16 protein-coding genes are annotated in these 16,617 nt (G+C 56.3%); 7 read left to right on the top strand and 9 right to left on the bottom strand.

What is annotated here, in order from left to right:
• Positions 1 to 265: 265 nt before the first annotated feature.
• The 4 genes from mug to ID864_RS11215 form a co-directional block, all read right to left on the bottom strand.
• Positions 266 to 784, bottom strand: a complete 519-nt coding sequence (gene mug / locus ID864_RS11230; RefSeq protein ID WP_191149845.1) for a G/U mismatch-specific DNA glycosylase — start codon at positions 782 to 784, stop codon at positions 266 to 268.
• Positions 785 to 837: 53 nt separating this feature from the next.
• Positions 838 to 1,872 (bottom strand): tartrate dehydrogenase, encoded by a 1,035-nt coding sequence (locus tag ID864_RS11225; protein WP_048914563.1) that lies wholly within the window; start codon positions 1,870 to 1,872, stop codon positions 838 to 840.
• Between the two features lie 156 nt (positions 1,873 to 2,028).
• Positions 2,029 to 3,573, bottom strand: coding sequence for a methyl-accepting chemotaxis protein (locus tag ID864_RS11220; protein ID WP_191149844.1), 1,545 nt, complete (start codon positions 3,571 to 3,573; stop codon positions 2,029 to 2,031).
• 83 nt (positions 3,574 to 3,656) lie between these two features.
• Positions 3,657 to 4,592: a LysR family transcriptional regulator gene (locus tag ID864_RS11215; RefSeq protein ID WP_048914561.1), complete on the bottom strand. Its 936-nt coding sequence runs from the start codon at positions 4,590 to 4,592 to the stop codon at positions 3,657 to 3,659.
• Between the two features lie 131 nt (positions 4,593 to 4,723).
• Here ID864_RS11215 and ID864_RS11210 point away from each other — a divergent pair, with 131 nt between their 5' ends.
• Positions 4,724 to 5,113 (top strand): tautomerase family protein, encoded by a 390-nt coding sequence (locus ID864_RS11210; RefSeq protein ID WP_048914560.1) that lies wholly within the window; start codon positions 4,724 to 4,726, stop codon positions 5,111 to 5,113.
• Between the two features lie 46 nt (positions 5,114 to 5,159).
• Here ID864_RS11210 and ID864_RS11205 read toward each other — a convergent pair whose 3' ends face one another.
• Positions 5,160 to 6,314 carry a porin gene (locus ID864_RS11205; protein ID WP_099754275.1) on the bottom strand — a complete coding sequence of 385 codons (1,155 nt, stop codon included), beginning with the start codon at positions 6,312 to 6,314 and terminating at the stop codon, positions 5,160 to 5,162.
• A gap of 203 nt (positions 6,315 to 6,517) precedes the next feature.
• Positions 6,518 to 7,660: a porin gene (locus tag ID864_RS11200; RefSeq protein ID WP_191149843.1), complete on the bottom strand. Its 1,143-nt coding sequence runs from the start codon at positions 7,658 to 7,660 to the stop codon at positions 6,518 to 6,520.
• A gap of 599 nt (positions 7,661 to 8,259) precedes the next feature.
• Here ID864_RS11200 and opgB point away from each other — a divergent pair.
• Both opgB and ampH read left to right on the top strand, forming a co-directional pair.
• Positions 8,260 to 10,551: a phosphatidylglycerol--membrane-oligosaccharide glycerophosphotransferase gene (gene opgB, locus ID864_RS11195; protein WP_191149842.1), complete on the top strand. Its 2,292-nt coding sequence runs from the start codon at positions 8,260 to 8,262 to the stop codon at positions 10,549 to 10,551.
• Between the two features lie 94 nt (positions 10,552 to 10,645).
• Entirely contained in the window at positions 10,646 to 11,821 is a 1,176-nt protein-coding gene (gene ampH, locus ID864_RS11190) for a D-alanyl-D-alanine-carboxypeptidase/endopeptidase AmpH (RefSeq protein ID WP_048914554.1), read from the top strand.
• Here ampH and ID864_RS11185 read toward each other — a convergent pair.
• Positions 11,808 to 12,110, bottom strand: coding sequence for a helix-turn-helix domain-containing protein (locus ID864_RS11185; protein ID WP_099754702.1), 303 nt, complete (start codon positions 12,108 to 12,110; stop codon positions 11,808 to 11,810). The two genes, ampH and ID864_RS11185, sit on opposite strands and share 14 nt — an antisense overlap.
• Before the next feature lie 119 nt (positions 12,111 to 12,229).
• Between ID864_RS11185 and ID864_RS11180 the strand changes: the two genes are divergently transcribed.
• Entirely contained in the window at positions 12,230 to 12,487 is a 258-nt protein-coding gene (locus ID864_RS11180) for a helix-turn-helix transcriptional regulator (protein ID WP_048914552.1), read from the top strand.
• Positions 12,488 to 12,634: 147 nt separating this feature from the next.
• Positions 12,635 to 13,441: a lipoprotein NlpA gene (gene nlpA / locus ID864_RS11175; protein ID WP_099754703.1), complete on the top strand. Its 807-nt coding sequence runs from the start codon at positions 12,635 to 12,637 to the stop codon at positions 13,439 to 13,441.
• A gap of 48 nt (positions 13,442 to 13,489) precedes the next feature.
• Here the strand turns inward: nlpA and ID864_RS11170 are convergent, their stop codons facing one another.
• Positions 13,490 to 14,050, bottom strand: coding sequence for a UPF0149 family protein (locus ID864_RS11170; RefSeq protein ID WP_053110389.1), 561 nt, complete (start codon positions 14,048 to 14,050; stop codon positions 13,490 to 13,492).
• Positions 14,051 to 14,223: 173 nt separating this feature from the next.
• Between ID864_RS11170 and ID864_RS11165 the strand changes: the two genes are divergently transcribed.
• Together ID864_RS11165 and ID864_RS11160 are read left to right on the top strand one after the other, a co-directional pair.
• Positions 14,224 to 15,219, top strand: coding sequence for a hypothetical protein (locus tag ID864_RS11165; RefSeq protein WP_191149841.1), 996 nt, complete (start codon positions 14,224 to 14,226; stop codon positions 15,217 to 15,219).
• Between the two features lie 499 nt (positions 15,220 to 15,718).
• Positions 15,719 to 16,057, top strand: coding sequence for a SymE family type I addiction module toxin (locus tag ID864_RS11160; RefSeq protein ID WP_191149840.1), 339 nt, complete (start codon positions 15,719 to 15,721; stop codon positions 16,055 to 16,057).
• Positions 16,058 to 16,081: 24 nt separating this feature from the next.
• Here ID864_RS11160 and ID864_RS11155 read toward each other — a convergent pair whose 3' ends face one another.
• Positions 16,082 to 16,408: a DUF1493 family protein gene (locus ID864_RS11155; protein ID WP_191149839.1), complete on the bottom strand. Its 327-nt coding sequence runs from the start codon at positions 16,406 to 16,408 to the stop codon at positions 16,082 to 16,084.
• Positions 16,409 to 16,617: the final 209 nt, after the last annotated feature.

Below are 16,617 nucleotides of genomic sequence, written 5' to 3'. Positions count from 1 at the left end.
AGCGAGCAGTTTTTGCGCCATCTTTGGCCTCCTTCTCCATTGCTTTTCAGCAGGTAAAAGGCTACCTTTACGTTTCCGGTCGTAAGGGCAGCCTCACTTTGAGTACAACTCAAGTGGGGCTTTTCTCTATCTGTCCCTTACCCAAGGCTCAGGACAGAAAGATCCTGAGCACCCGTCGCGCAGTGTAACGCATCCGCTTTTAAATCAACGCCTTCAGATTGCCGAAATCAGTGCTCTGTCTGATTTTTATGCAACGGTAATGCAATCAACGCCCCTGCTCACGCAATGCCTGATCGAGTGCCGCATAGGCCGCCGTCATCTCCTGCTGCGAAGCACGATTCAGGCCGCTGGGATTCGGCAGTACCCAGATTTCGGTGCCAGCAATCGTCACAGGCTGCCTGCCCCACTCCACCTTGCTGCGGCGAAATGCCTGCTGATAAGCCTGCTTGCCGAGCACCGCCAGCGCCGCGGGCTGATAGCGCTCAATCTTATCCACCAGCGCCTGGCCGCCCTCACGCAGCTCGCTGCCCGCCAGTTCACTGGCCAGCACCGTTGGCCGCTCCACCAGCATGGTAATACCGCAACCGGTCTCCAGCAGCTGCTGTTCCTGCCCGGGCTTGAGCTGGCTGCGGGTAAAGCCCGCCTGGAAAATGGTTTTCCAGAAGCGGTTACCCGGATGCGCAAAATGAAAACCCGTGTGGGCGGAGGATTTTCCTGGGTTAATGCCGCAGAACAGCACTCTCAGTCCGGGCTGGATAATATCGCTGATGCCGTGTGCTTCCATGAATCACTCTCTCCCTGCTAGCGGGCTGCCACGCGTGCGGCAGCCATCGTGATTTAAATCGCGGCAATGACTGCTGCGCTGATCTCTTCGGTGCTCAGCCCGTGATTTATTTTCTGCTGCGCGGTGACGGTTTCAACGGCGTGCAGGATCGCGCGTGCTGCCTGTTGCTCGCCCAGATGTTCCAGCATCATCGCCGCAGACCAGATAGCAGCAATCGGGTTAGCGATGCCCTGCCCGGCAATATCCGGCGCGGAGCCGTGCACCGGTTCAAACATCGAAGGCACAGCGGGGTCGGGATTGAGGTTGGCAGAAGCCGCATAGCCCAGCCCGCCCTGAATGGCCGCGCCGAGATCGGTGAGGATGTCGCCAAACAGGTTGGAGGCGACGATCACGTCGAGCGTTTCCGGGTTCATCACCATTCGTGCTGCAATCGCATCAATATGATAGCGGTTAACCGTGACATCAGGATAGTCGCGCGCCACCTCCTCGGTGACTTCATCCCACATCACCATGGTGTATTTCTGCGCGTTGGATTTGGTAACGGAGGCCAGCCGCTTGCTGCGCTTTTGCGCCATCTCAAAGCCAAAGCGCAGAATGCGCTCAACGCCACGACGGGTGAAAATTGACGTTTCTACCGCCACTTCCGCCGGGGTTCCCTGGTGAATACGCCCACCCGCGCCGCTGTACTCGCCTTCAGTGTTTTCACGAATGCAGAGGATATCAAACTCGCTTTTGCGCAGCGGGCCTTCCACTCCCGCCAGCAGGCGGTGCGGCCGTACATTGGCAAACAGGTCAAACTGCTTGCGGATGGGCAACAGCAGGCCGTGCAGCGAGACGTTATCCGGCACTTTTTCCGGCCAGCCAACCGCACCCAGCAGCACCGCATCAAATTTCTTCAGCGTATCGATGCCGTCTTTCGGCATCATCTCACCGTGCTCAAGATAGTATTCGCACGACCACGGGAACCACTCGCCGCTAAGGGCGAAATCAAATTTGGCCGCGCTGTGGACCAGCACATGCCAGGCAGCGTTAATCACATCCACGCCGATTCCGTCCCCGGGGATCACCGCCACTTGATAGCTTTTCATGATGCTCCTTAGATGATTAATATAACCAGCAAGATAACATCTTCGCCCAGGTGACGCGTTTGTGCTGCTTTTTTTGGGGTATCTGGCGGCAGAAGCTGCCGAACAGGCACGCTGTACGCATCAGCCATCGCGGGCCGTGCAAGGCCCGCGTTCAGATTAGCGGAACACGCTGACTGCCTCTACCAGACGGCTGGCCTGGCTTTTCATACGCTGCGCCGCCTGCGCGCCCTCGCTGACCAGCGCGCTGTTATCGTGCGTCAGGCGGTCGAGCGCTTCTACCGCCTGCCCGACCTCGCCCAGCCCGGCGCTCTGCTCGGCCGTTGCCACGCTGATCTGCTGCAGCAGTTCGGTGACGTTCTGCACCTTATCGACAATATCGCCGATCGCCTTGCCCGCTTCATGCACCTGCCCGGCACCGGACTCCACCTTGAGATTACTGGCGGCAATCAGTTGGCGGATCTCACTGGCTGCACCGGCGCTGCGCTGCGCCAGGCTGCGCACTTCTCCGGCGACCACGGCGAAGCCTTTACCCTGTTCGCCGGCACGCGCGGCTTCCACCGCCGCATTCAGCGCCAGGATATTGGTCTGGAAAGCGATGCTGTCGATCAGGCCGGTAATGGTGGCAATCTGGCGCGAGCTGGCGGCGATCTCATCCATCGTCACCACCACGTTCTGCATTACCTCACCGCCCTTCACCGCCGCGTTGCTGGCGGTATGCGAGAACTGATTGGCCTGCTCGGTACTCTCGCCGTTGCGCTGCACCGTGCTGGTCATCTGGTTCATGGTGCTGGCCGTCTGCTGCACGCTGGCTGCGGTCTGTTCGGTATGGCTGTTGATCTTGTCGTTACCGCGTGCCAGCTCGTCGCTGGCGCGATGCACGTCGAGTACCTGATCGCTGACGTCTTTGATCAGCCAGCGGAACATCAGGCCCAGCTGCCCCACCGCCCGCAGCGTCATACCGATCTCATCAACCCGGTTGAGGTGCTCAACCTGCGGATTAGCGCCGCTGGCCACGTCCAGCGCCTGGCGACAGACGGCAGCCATCGGGCGGGCAATCTGGCTTTGCAGCCAGGCATCCACCCCCAGCGCGATCAGCACCGAAAAGGCGCTAAAACCGGCCAGCGCCGTGCCCTGCAGCCCGGCGACTGCCGCCGCCGCCACCAGCGGTAGCCACAGCGCCAGCACCGCGCTATGAATGCGCCAGCGCAGTGACAGCGTTTTCAACAGGGAGAGCGGGCGCAGCCAGCCCGTGCGCAGCAGCAGGCCGCGATGCAAACGCCAGCCCTTGAGCCGCCCCTGATTCATCTTCTGATACAGCTGCTCAGCGCCACGCACCTCTCCGGCGCCGGGCTTAACCCGCACCGACATATGGCCGAGGATTTCGCCATTGCGGATCACCGGCACCACGTTGGCGCGCACCCAGTAATGGTCGCCATTTTTACGGCGGTTTTTCACCAGCCCGGTCCACGGCAGCCCCTGTTTCAGGGTGCTCCACATATCGGCAAAGGCGGCCTTTGGCATATCGGGGTGGCGTACCAGATTATGAGGCTGACCGTCGATTTCACTGCGATCGTAGCCGCTCACCTCAATAAACGCGCTGTTAGCGTAGGTGATGTAGCTGTCGGCATCGGTGGTGGTCATCAGAGTGGTATCGTCGTCGAGCAGATGCTCCTGCTGGGTTACGTGCTGATGGGTTTGCATATAACGACCTTGTTATGATTGTTTGGATCCTGCAGCAACTTGCCTGCACTATGCTAAACCATCGGCAGAAAGTGGCGAAAACTTTAACAATTCTCACCAGATTTATGCGCAAACGCCTCACGCAGCCAGTGAATAAAAGCGCTGACGGCACGCGGCACCTGAGCCGACCACGGGCGCACCACGTACAGCGTCTCGGCAAAGGCGCCCACCGCCTGCCACTGCGGCAGCAGCTGCACTAACGAGCCATCCTTTAGCGCCGCTTGCGCGCTGAAGTCCGGCAGCAGCGCAATGCCCAGCCCTTCCAGCGCCGCATCGCGAATCGATTCACTGTTGTTAGTGGCAAACGGCCCGCTCACGTTCACGGCTGTCTGTTCGCCCCCGGCCAGCGGCTGAAAACGCCAGCGCGGCGCTTCCACGCCGCGTGGGTAGTAGAGGCAGAGGTGTTCACTCAGGGCATGCGGGCTGGCGGGATGACCGAAACGTGCCAGATAGGCCGGAGAAGCCACCACCACGGCGCGCGTCGGGCACAGCGGCAGCGCGACATGGGTTTCCGGTAAGGTGGTGCTGTGGCGAATGGCCAGGTCAAATCCTTCGCTGGCCAGCGACACCAGGCGGTCAGAAACTTCCAGCTGCACGCGCACCTGCGGATGCTCGCGCAGGAAAGCGGTGATATGCGGCACCAGCTGCTGGCGGGCAAACGCCACCGGTGCAGTCACGCGCACCATCCCGCGCAGCGGTCCGGCAGAGTCGCGCACGCTGAAAAAACTTTGGGCAATCTGTGCAAAGGGCGCGCGCAGGTCATCCACCAGCTTTTCCCCGGCGCTGGTCAGGCGCAGGCTGCGCGTGGTGCGCGTCACCAGCGGTACTCCAGCCAGCTGCTCCAGCTCTTTGATCTTCTGCGACATCGCCGCCTTACTGACCTCCAGCCGATCTGCGGCTGCGGTAAAACTGCCCTGCTCGGCCAGCACCGTCAGCCAGTGCAGATGCGTCCACAGCGCATCCGTCTTCAGCTCTTTCATTTTTATTGTTCACTATAGTAAATAATCATTTCAAGCATAGCGCTTTTTCCCGCCGCGCATCAGGGTTAAATTGCCCGCGTTGACAGGCGATACTGCCTGCCTCACTAAACAATGACCAAGTCGGGGTATCTATGCCGTTACTGCAATTCGATGTCATTCAGGGCCGTTCAGAGTCCGAGCTAAAAACCCTGCTGGATGCCGCCCACCGTGCAGTCCTGACGGCGTTTAACGTGCCAGCGCGCGACCGCTATCAGATTGTTCACGAGAATAAAGGCTACCAGATGGTGTTCGAGGATACCGGCCTGGATCTGCCGCGTACCGATAATCTGGTGATGGTGAGGGTGTTTACCAGCCCGCGCAGCAGCGAGCAGAAGCAGCTCTTTATGGCAGAACTGTGCCGCGAACTGGAAGAGAGCTGTGGGATCCTGCCGACTGATGTGATGATGACCTTTATCACCAACGACAAAGGCGACTGGAGCTTCGGCAATGGCGTGGCGCAGTATCTGACCGGCGAGCTGTAAGCAGTAGCAGAAACTCCCCGGCTGGCCGCCGGGGAGTGCATAACGATTAGAAATCGTAACGCAGACGCACCAGGTTCATATCACCCAGGTTGTCGGTGCTGGAAGTAAACACGTGTTCGTAGTCAACACGGAAGCCGTAATCCAGCTTGAAGGTCACACCCAGGCCGTTATCGATGCGCTGGTAATCACGCCCCGACACGTACTGCAGGCGGTCGCCCATAAAGTACGGCATCACCGACTTCAGACCGTATTGACCCACCGGCACGGTATAACCGGCCAGATACTCCACGCCCCACGCATCACCGGCGAAGTAGTTGTGAACATCGGCTTTTTTGGTGGTCAGGAAGTTGTCGTACCAGCCGCCGCCCACGGTAAAGGTCCAGTTATCCGGCGTCCAGCTCAGCGCGGTACCGAAAATGTTCTGGTCGTAGGATTTGTCATCGCCGTTGTTGCGGTTACGCATATCTGCGCGGGTGTAGTTCCACGCGGTGCCCCAGGTCAGATCCTTCGCGATGTGGTAATCCACGCCCAGCGATCCGCCGCCCTGACGCTTGTAGCCGAGGCTATTGCCATTGACCAGGTAGTCATTGTCGGCAAACAGGTAGGAGGCATACACATCCGCGTCGCCGAAAGTATTTTTGTACTTCAGCATCTTGCGTGAACGATAAGAGCCGTCGTAGTCGCCGTTAATCCCGTTACCCGGTGCCTGGGCCAGCATGTCGTAGTCCCAGATATCGGTTTTCGCGCCGACCACATCGTAATACACGCTGTTCTGCTGGCCGAAGGTCAGCGTACCCCAGGTTTTGCTTTTCAGGCCGGTGTAAAGCATACGGCGGGTGGTGTTGTGCGCGCCCGGGGCGTAGTGGTTATCCCAGTCGAACACCGCCGGGATATTGACGCCCAGCTCGTAGTAGCTGATCCAGCTGATATCATCAAAAAGATAATAATCAGCGGCAAAGCGGAAACGCGAACCGCCGTCAAAACCATTACGACGGTAGGCGTTGCTGCCATCGTTGCCGGTCAGATTGTTGAACTGTGGACGAATACTGCCGCCCACGGTGAAGTTCAGACGGCTCAGCGGGTCGCCCGCCTGGGGATCTTGTTTAAGCAGGGTAATCTCAGCATTAGCAGCAAAAGAAGCGCTGCCAACAATCAGCCCCAGACCAATGGCCTGAGTTAAAACACGCATTTTAGTTAACATTATGTAGCCCTGTGTAATATTGCCAAATATAACGGCGAGATATTAGCCCGAAATAAGTGACATTTAGTTCATCTGCATGACGATTTTGTGCGGTTTTGCGCACGAAGAGATTAAGCAAATATTTCATTATGTTTTTTTATTCACACAAATTATCAAAATGTGCGGTATTTATTGACCGTGCCTAAACAAAAGCCAAATAGTCTTTAGAAGTCATAGCGCAGGCGAAACAAATTTAAATCACCAATGTGGTCATTGCTGGAGCGAAACACATGCTGATAGTCAAAACGGAATCCTTTGTATAAAAAGAACTCCACGCCCAGACCATTCTCACGCTGGTAGCGCTCACGATGCTGGCCGGCACGCAGCTGGGCGCCAAAGTAGATCGGCATGATGCTTTTCAGCCCGTAGCGATTTACCGCAAAGTCCCGCCCGATGAAATAGCTCAGCCCCCAGGCGCGGGTGGCAAAGTAGCGCCGCAGCGATCGGCCGGCCAGAGGGGTAAAGTTACGGAACCAGCCGCCGGTCGCCGCCACCGTCCAGTGCCCTGGCTTCCAGGAGAACCCGGTTCCCAGGATCTGCTGATCAAAGCGCTTACGCTGCTGCTGTGCATCACTCATGGAGGCGCGGGTGCGGTTCCACGCCAGCCCCCACGACAGCCGGGGTGTTACATGGTCGTCAATCCCCAGTGACTGACCATCATGCCGCTTGTACCTTGCGCCACGGCTGTAGTATGGATTAACCGGGAAAAGATAGCTGGCGTAGAGATCGACGGGGCCGAAATGTTGCAGGTAGTTGAGCGATCGGCGGGCGTGCCAGGAACCATCGGCATTTGCCTCCATCCCGTTCTCCACCGGCTCGGTGTGCATATCGTTGCCCCAGATATCGGTTTTAGCGGTCACCACCTGGTAATAGATACTGTCGCGGTGGCCCCAGGTGAGTTCGCCCCAGCGCTGACTGCGTACCCCGGCAAACAGCTGTCGATTACTGGTGTTGCGCGCCCCTTCAGCATAGTGGCCGTGCCAGCCGATCAGCTCAGCGCTATTCACCCCTGTTTCCGCGTAGCCCACCAGGCTGAAGTCGTTATCCAGCCGATAGCGCAGATGGAAACGCAGGCGCGAGCCGCCATCAAACAGGTTGCGCTGATAAGAACCGCGATCTTTACCGCCCATCACATCATAGATACTCATACGGATATCGCCGCCGACGCGTAAATTGAAGCGGCTTAGCGAGCTGCCCCCCTGCGGATCGGCCCTGAGCAGGGTGATCTCAGCCCGGCATGAGGTGGAAAAAAGTAGCAGCAGCAGCGCGGAACGACACAGGTGAAGCGTGCAAGCGAGTTTCATCATTACCCTCCCTGAGTAGACCACTCCCCCGGAGGGGAGCAGTTTTCACGAAATGCGCAATCATAAAAACGCCTGATTCTTAACCGGGTTTTATCCCTAAATGTGAACCCACCCGTTTCTGCATAGCGAGATTGCAAAAATTTGGCGCAATTAACATTTTTGCAACATCGTGACGGCTTTTTGTGGTTTTTAAATGAAAAAGATGCTGACTCGCCATTTATGTGAGCTAAATCCTAATTTTGAGATTATTCCCTCCTGCACTCACTCATTAATTATGTTTAAGATACTTCGCGCCAAATCCGGGCTATTCGACTATCTGGTCATGGCTGAGTGAAGGTGGCTTCGCCTGTAGCAATGAAAAGCAGCGTCAAATAGCCTTATCGCCCGCAAACAGCAGATTGAAAAAAGTCATCATTGCGTCACGCAAAGTTAAACGAAAGGTAAACGGCGGGGTTCCTGGCGTGGGCACTATCACATTTTCCTGTCCCCCTGGTTGGTTGCCAGAGATAATTCGCTGCGTTAAATTAATCCGTTGAACTTAATATTTTCTTTTCGCAGGCACCTGACAGGGATTGCGTCACATACAGGGTAAAATTGATCCGATGGTTTCAGAATGGTTATCACTCCTATTTTTTATCGCTTCTGTATCACTTTACACATGGAAGGCAGGACGCCATAAGCTGTGGTTCTCGGCGGTGCTGGTACTGCTGGGCGTCTACATTGTGCTGAATGCTTCACTGCTGGCGAGTAATTATTTCACCGGTGAAGGCATTAACGATGCGGTTATTTATACCATCACCAGCAGCCTGAGCGGCGCCGGGGTGCAGAAGTATATTCTGCCAGCGGTGGCGCTGATAATAACGTTATTACTGCTATTCCTGTTATTATCCTGGGTATTACGACTGCGTAAAAACCATAACTACAGCAAATTATATAGCCTGCTGGCATTGGTGCTTGCCGTACTCTCGATCAAAACCACCCCGGCTTATCAGCAGGTCACCAATTTAATTAAGTCACAAATGACCAAAGGCGACTCGGATTTTTATAGTCATTATCAGGTGCCGGGAAAAAGCTTACGCGGCGATCGCCCTAATCTGGTGTATATCTACGCCGAAAGCCTGGAACGCACCTATTTTGATGAGCATGCGTTTCCAAAACTGGCACCTGAACTGAACGAAATTAAAAATAACTCGCTGGACTTCAGCAATACTGAACAGCTGCCCGGCACCGAATACACCATTGCCGGTATGGTGGCCTCACAGTGCGGCATCCCGCTGTTTGCGCCGTTTGACGGCAACGCTTCCAGCTCGCTGTCGACCTTCTACCCGCAGAATGTCTGCCTTGGCGATATCCTGAAATCTTCCGGTTATCAGAACTATTTCTACCAGGGTGCCAGCCTGAGCTTCGCGGGCAAGGATCTGTTCCTCTCCTCGCACGGCTTTGACCATATGTACGGTTTTAAAGAGCTGGCTGGCGTGGTGAAAGACCCGAAATATCGCAACGACTGGGGCTGGTATGACGATACCGTGCTGGAGGTGGTGTTTGACAAATATCTGGAGCTGGCGCAGAAAAACCAGCCGTTCTCGCTGTTTGCCCTGACCGTAGATACCCATCATCCGGATGGCTTTATCTCCCGCAGCTGCCAGCGCAAGTCTTATCCGTTTGACGGCAAAGAGAATAAATCCTTCGCGGCGGTTGCCTGCGGCCAGGAGCATATTGCCAGACTGATTGAAAAAATCCGCGCCACGCCGTATTTCAAAAACACCATTATCGTGGTCAGCTCCGACCATCTGGCGATGAACAACACCGCCTACAAATATCTTAACCAGCACGATCGCCGCGATCTGTTCTTTATGCTGCGCGGCGATGACGTCAGCAGCAAAGTGATTTCGCTGAAGCGCAACACGCTGGACAACGGCGCCACGGTGCTGGATGCGATGGGCGGCGATAACTTTATCGGCCTGGGGCGCAGCAGCCTCTCCTCCACCTCCCTTTCCGCCACCTATCTCAATATCAAAGAGAAGATCAACGAGTGGAAGCCGGACGTGATTTCGCTGTGGAACTTCCCGAAAGCGATCTCCGACTACAAAATTGATAGCGAGAAAAATACCTTCAGCTTCTCTGGCGCCCACTTCAAGCTGCCGCTGTTACTGTCAGTGATGCCAAATAAGATTGAACCGAAGCTGGATGCTTACCTGGCGACCCCGCTGAAACAGCAGCTGGCAAGATTCGCCCCCGACGAGAAGTTTGTCTGGATCGATCGCTGCTACAAAATAGGCAGCGTATGGGATGACAAGCTGATAATGAACAACGGCCTGTGCGTGGCAAACGGTACGCTGAATGCGCACCCGACCATTATTCAGGTTAAACCGGGCAACACGCTGGGGAAAATCACCTTTAGCAAGGGTGAGCAGAGTGACGATCGCTATCAGCGCAGCCTGACGCGCCTGAAGATAGCCGACGCCGACCTGAAATACGCCTCGGACAGCATTCAGTTCAATCTGCCTGGCCTGCCGCAGCAGGTGCAGAAAGTGTCCGGCCTCTCTTATGCTGAAAACTGGGGGCGCTGGTCGGATGCCAACCTGCTGCCGGATGTCACCATCCAGTATCTGGAGCCTCTGCCAGCTAAGTTTGCGCTGACGATGAGCGCCCGCGCCTTTGGCAATAACAGCCTGCGCCCGGTGCAGGTCAGAGTCGGTGACTGGCAGCAGCAGGTGACCTTCGGCGCGCAGGACACCACGATGACGCTGCAGGTGGATAACCCGTCACGGGCGCGCAGCATCGTCATCACGCCGCCGGAGCCGATTGAAACCAGTGAAGGTACGGTAGATGGTTTTGCGGCACGTAAGCTGGGGATAGGGCTGGTCAGCCTGAAGGTCACGGCTCAACCCTGAAGTGGCACATTTCCGCTAAAGGAATCGCTTGCAGTTAAAAGCAGAAAATCTACTATGAAGCGGTCAATCATTCACTTACAGGGATGCACGCCCGTTGAAATCTTCGCTCTATGCTTTTCTGCTGCTTCCCGCCCTGGCTCTGCCACTGCTGAGCCAGGCGCGAACCACGCCGGACCCGCTGCTGGCTTCGCAGACCGTCGAACGCTACGCCGATAATATTTTCTACAATACCAAGGCCAGCGGTATGGCGATGGTAGCGATTGATGCCAACCAGCGGGTGTTCGTCAGCCGCGGTTCCGTGCGCCCCGGCAGCAGCCAGCGGCCACAAAAAGATTCGCTGATCCGCATCGCCTCGCTCAGCAAGCTGATGAGCAGCGAGCTGATGGTTAAACTGGCCGAAGAGGGGCGCTTACAGCTCAATGACCCACTCAGCAAATACGCCCCGCCCGGCAGCCGTGTACCGAGCTACAACGGCCAGCCTATCCGCCTGATCAACCTGGCCACTCACACCGCCGCCCTGCCGCGTGAACAGCCCGGCGGCAAAGCAAACCGTGCGGTATTTACCTGGCCAACTTACAGCCAGCGCTGGGCCTGGCTGCGCAGCGCACAGCTAAAATATGCGCCGGGCGAACGCGCCGCTTATTCGAACCTGGGCTTTGACCTGCTGGGCGATGCGCTGGCGCGCGCGGGCGGCAAGCCCTATCCCGCGCTGCTGCAGGAGAAGATCACCCGACCGCTGGGAATGAAAGACACCACCTTTACCCCTTCACCTGACCAGTGCGCACGCCTGATGATCCCGGCGAAAAGCCCAAGCCCGTGCAACAACTCGCTGGCGGCGATTGGCAGCGGGGGCGTATACTCAACGCCTGATGATATGGGCCGCTGGATGCAGCAGTTCCTCTCCTCCGACGTTCACACCCGCAGCCCGCAGGCTGACCGACTGCAGACCATGATCTACCAGCGCGCGCAGTTGACCAAAGTCGACGGCATGGACGTGCCGGGCCGCGCCGACGCGCTCGGCATGGGCTGGGTCTATATGGGTCCGCGTGACGGCCGACCGGGCATTATTGAAAAAACCGGCGGCGGCGGCGGCTTCATCACCTATATGGCGATGGTGCCGCAGTACAGCGTGGGCGTCTTTATCGTGGTAGCCCGCTCAGCAGAGACCCGCTTTACGCCAATGAGCGATGGGGTCAACAACCTGCTGACCGAGCTGATAGGTAACAGTTCTGGCAGCGCACAGCTTGCCGCCAGCATTATGGCGCAGTGATATCCTCATCCTCTGCGCGATCCGTCGCCACCGACCGTTGGCGGCGGATCAAATTTTCTCTTGGCAGCAGGCGCCCCCGCCTGTCGTAGTACCGCGTTGGCCAGATGTCCGCCGGATGCTTGCCTAACGCACCCGCAATAATAAACTCCCCTTTCGGCCAGGGCCGTTTCAACGCATTGCCCAGCGTTCCCGAACTCAGCCCAACCTGGCGCGACAGCTGCGCCAGGGAGATCCCCTTTTTCTTAAATGCCGCAATGATATCGGCCGGATGCATATCTTTTCTTTTCATCGCTCCCTCTGCTGCTGGCTAAACTCCTGAGTCTGTAAAATTAACACTAAGTATAACTTAGTACAATTTGCATAAGCAGCTAAGAGAATCCTGTTACTTGTTAACGCATCAGGATCGCCATGCTGTCACACCGTTTAAAGGAAGCCCGCCTGCGTAAAGGGATCTCTCAGCAAAAACTCGGCGTATTGGCCGGGATTGATGAAGCGACCTCCAGCGCGCGCATGAACCAGTACGAACGCGGCATTCATGTGCCGGACTTCGAGCTGGTGTGCCGCCTTGCGTCGATATTGAACGTGCCTTCCTGCTATTTCTACACCGTTGAAGATGAGCTGGCCGAGCTGGTGCGCCAGTGGTATTTGCAACAGCACCCAGAGTAACGCCTGCGCTCTACCTGCCGCGATAACCCCTCTTACTCCTCCTGCTTATATCATGTGCTTTTTTAGCCTGGACTGCGCCGTTGACTCAGCGGCGGATTCACGGATAGTGGTTAGCTTTCTACCTCTTTGTATTTAAGGACAAATAACGTGAAACTGCCTGTACTTACCGCCGCGGCACTGATGCTGGGCATGCTGCTGAGCGGCTGCGATCGGAAAAGCGCCGACGCGCACCATATTAAGGTCGGCGTGATTAACGGTGCCGAGCAGGACGTGGCCGAAGTGGCAAAAAAAGTGGCGAAGGAGAAGTACGGGCTGGATGTGGAACTGGTTGGCTTCAGCGGCTCGCTGCTGCCTAACGACCCGACCGCGCATGGCGACCTCGATGCCAACGTCTTCCAGCATCGTCCGTTCCTTGAGCAGGACAACAAGGCCAAAGGCACCACGCTGGTCGCGGTCGGTAACACCTTCGTCTTCCCGATGGCGGGCTACTCGAAAAAGATTAAGCAGGTCAGCGAATTAAAACAGGGCGATACCATCGCCATCCCTAACGACCCGACCAACCTGGGCCGCGCCCTGCTGCTGCTGCAAAAAGAGCAGCTGATTACCCTGAAGGCGGGCACCGGCCTGCTGCCGACCAGCGCCGATATCACCCGCAACCCGCTGCAGCTGAAGATTATGGAGATTGAGGGCGCGCAGCTGCCGCGCGTACTGGATGATGCCCAGGTCGCCGTGGCGATTATCAGCACCACCTACCTGCAGCAGACCGGGCTGAACCCGGTGCGCGACAACGTGTTTATCGAAGATAAGCAGTCGCCTTACGTCAATATTATCGTGGCGCGGGAAGACAACAAGGATGCGCAGAACGTGCAGGATTTTGTGAAGTCGTATGAGTCGCCAGAAGTGGCAAAAGCAGCGGAAGGGATCTTTAACGGCGGCGCGGTGCCGGGCTGGTAACAGTAGAAAAGGCCGGAGAATGCGCGGGCATTTTCCAGCCTGATTTTTTTAGTGCAGAACCTTCGGGCTGAACAGGCTGAGTGCCGCCGGGCGGATCGCCTCGATACTCTGCTCATGCTCTTCCGGGCTCATGCTTTCCAGCTTGTCGAAGTTCTCTTCGCTGCCGTGCAGAGCGATAGCCGCCAGCGCGGGCTTCAGCGCTTCCGACAGGGTTGGCCAGTTGTTGCCCAGCGCCACGCCCTTCATATAGCCGTAGCACCACTCCTCAACCACCACAAACTCGGTGCCTTCCATCTCGTTGAGGCCAAACAGCGGTTCGAACTGCTCCGGGTACTCGCTCAGTCGATCAGCAATATCATTCATATGCTGCGCGATCAGCTCCATAAACTGCTCGAACTCTTCTTCCGATTCCCACTCCGGGTCGTTCTCTTCGCCGCCCCAGATCGCCGGCAGCCACACCTGCGGCTCCACCAGCGTTGGGCCGGAGAGGATAGCGGTGAACATACCGTCGAGTTCAGAGGCATCCAGCACCGAATCGTCATTACCGTACTTGGTTAAGATTTCGTCCAGGAACTCGAGTTCCTCTTCGGTTAAGGGTCCTTGTTGCATGCTGTACCTCCACGGCGTATTAAATTGCGTCTGCGAGTATTCTGGGTGCCACGCACTAAAAAAGCTACCACAGCCTGTAGTTTAGTTTTACTCGTCGAGAAATACGTGATGACATTTCACAGATTAATCAGCGAGAAGCTAGCGGACAATTTTCACCACAGGAGTTAACCACCATGGGGTTCAGGCAGCGGGCGGCAATGATTTTTAGAGGGATAGCGGGTGCCATCAGGAAAGAGCCGTCACTGACCGCACTGTGCCTTTTTGGCCTGCTGAATATATGGCTGGTCGGCGTGCAGCTGCCGGGCAAAGGCATCATCCTGCTGCTGAGCCTGGCGGTGCTGCTGCTGTTTCTGTTCTGGCGCGATGACTGGCGCTGGCTGGACCGGTTCCGGCGCGGCTGGCTCTGCTTCTCCCTGCACTCCCTTGAGGAGAATGCGCACACGCTGGCAACCTGGGCACTGCTGGCGTTCTTCCTCTCAATATTTACCGTGAACGGCGGCTGGATATGGCCGGGGCGCTATCTGCTGCTTGGCTTTGTCGCGCTGGGGATGCTGTCCGCCCTGCTGCTGCTGATCGCCTTAATGCGCAACGAGAACCAGACGTTAAAAAAGGCGGGATATATTCTGGGTGCCGCCGTACCGGTGATTTACGCCATCACCAGCAGCTACGCCGCCAGCGATTTTTATATGATGAGCGGCATTAAGCTGGATGACTCCCCGGTGCTGAATCTGTGGGTCAAGGTGCTCTACTTTTCAGTATGGTTCTCACTGCTTATTTACCCCGCCGCCAGTATCACCTTTCTGGTGGTGATGAAAGGCAGCAGGCCGAGAATGATGCTGACCCTGACCACCTTCTTTTTTATTATCGTGCTGTCGATGCAGGGGCTGGTGCAGTGGTTCGGCAAGATCATGGTGGAAACGATGGATTATGCAATTAACCGCGAATGGCAGAGCAGCTATTACTGCGCAGGTGAAGCGCGGCGCAGCGACCACGAGCGCTATTTCGCCATCGATGATGAGAACTGGTCGCTCTACTACTCCGGCCGTGACGGCAGCTGGGGCTTTGAGCGCCTGCACTGCACGCCAGGCAGCGATGGGCAGCCCGATACACTGCGCCGCCGCATGGAAGGCCCGCACCCCGTGCCGCAGTGGTTTAAGGATGTGCGCTGAGGGCTGACTGTATCCGTCACGCTGTAGGGGCCGATCATTTTTCCGGTCGGCCCTGTATTACCGCCCGGCATGAATCCTGTAGGGGCCGATCATTTTTCCGGTCGGCCCTGTATTACCGCCCGGCATGAACCCTGTAGGGGCCGATCCTTTTTTCCGATCGGCCCTATATTACCGCCCGGCATAAATCCTGTAGGGGCCGATCCTCTTTTTCGATCGGCCCTATATTACCGCCCTGCATGAACCCTGTAGGGGCCGATCCTTTTTTCCGATCGGCCCTCACTATTAATGAGATTAATTTTTCACATCCATTTTTCGGGAAGGGTTATTTCACGGCTTACATTTATTTTCTCGAGCCGCTTTGCATTTTCCAAAACGGCTTTTATTTTTCGCTGTTTTACTTTATCCCGCTGGATATAATTACAGGGTATTAAGTCGCGGCGTAAATGTGCTCGAACACAATTACGCCGCTAGCCACAACAACTAGTTAGGAGTAGTTATTATGGATGAGCAGGATTGTAATGCAGAAATCATTGAACCAGAAGCCGCAGTGCCGGAATTACATCATTGCCGCGTGGGTTATGTGAGAAACCCTCCAAAATACTGGGATGTGCCGTTACTGCGCATCAGCGGTCAGTGGCTGGCTGATGCGGGCTTCCCACGGGGCACGCCGGTGGAGATGCGCGTCGTGAACGGCTGCATAATGATCACAGTACGCGAGCAGTATGAATCACGCCTGCAAAAGGGGATCCGCATCGTGCGCAGGCTCCCGGAATCCAAGCAGCGCCGGGTGGAGAAGTATGTGGCGCGGCTGGCGGGAATAAAGATTAAAGAGTCGTAAATCACTCAAGGGGCTGACGGCCCCTTAATCATACAGCCAGCGGCCGGCTTTGGCGGAGTCGGCAAACATTCTGGTCGAGAGCGTTTTTTTCGTCTGTAAGAAAGACTGAAGGAAAAGCCATCGGCGGATCGCAGAATCCCTTCGCCAAGGATAGTAGTTTGCCCAATGGATCCGCGTGACATCCAGCTGAAACTTTTCGCCGTATGCTGCAATGGCATCGACGAGCTCCCCTCCATCTGCATACTCTTGCAAAATATCATCCATCTCGAGTGGGACGTGCCTTAACTTCCATGTTGTGACTATTGATAACTCCTCATGAAAAAACTCAAGCACGCCATCCTCAACATCCATGTTCCTCACCTCCCTGCTTAAAAATTTTTTTCCACTCAGTTATCTACGCACATGCGCTTTTAGTTCTTCCGCCAGTGCTTCCATCGTCCACAGGCAGTGTGCTCCCTGCGTGCCGACATCTAGCAACGCCAGAAATAATAATACGGAGATGGCGATTAGAGATAGCCACTATTTCATTGAGTCCGCACTGACAGTTTACAATGACACCA

It is taken from the genome of Erwinia aphidicola (genome assembly GCF_014773485.1).
GTDB classification, from domain to species: domain Bacteria; phylum Pseudomonadota; class Gammaproteobacteria; order Enterobacterales; family Enterobacteriaceae; genus Erwinia; species Erwinia aphidicola.
Note: the sequence above shows the minus strand (reverse complement) of the source record. Positions and strands in the feature narration are given on the sequence as shown.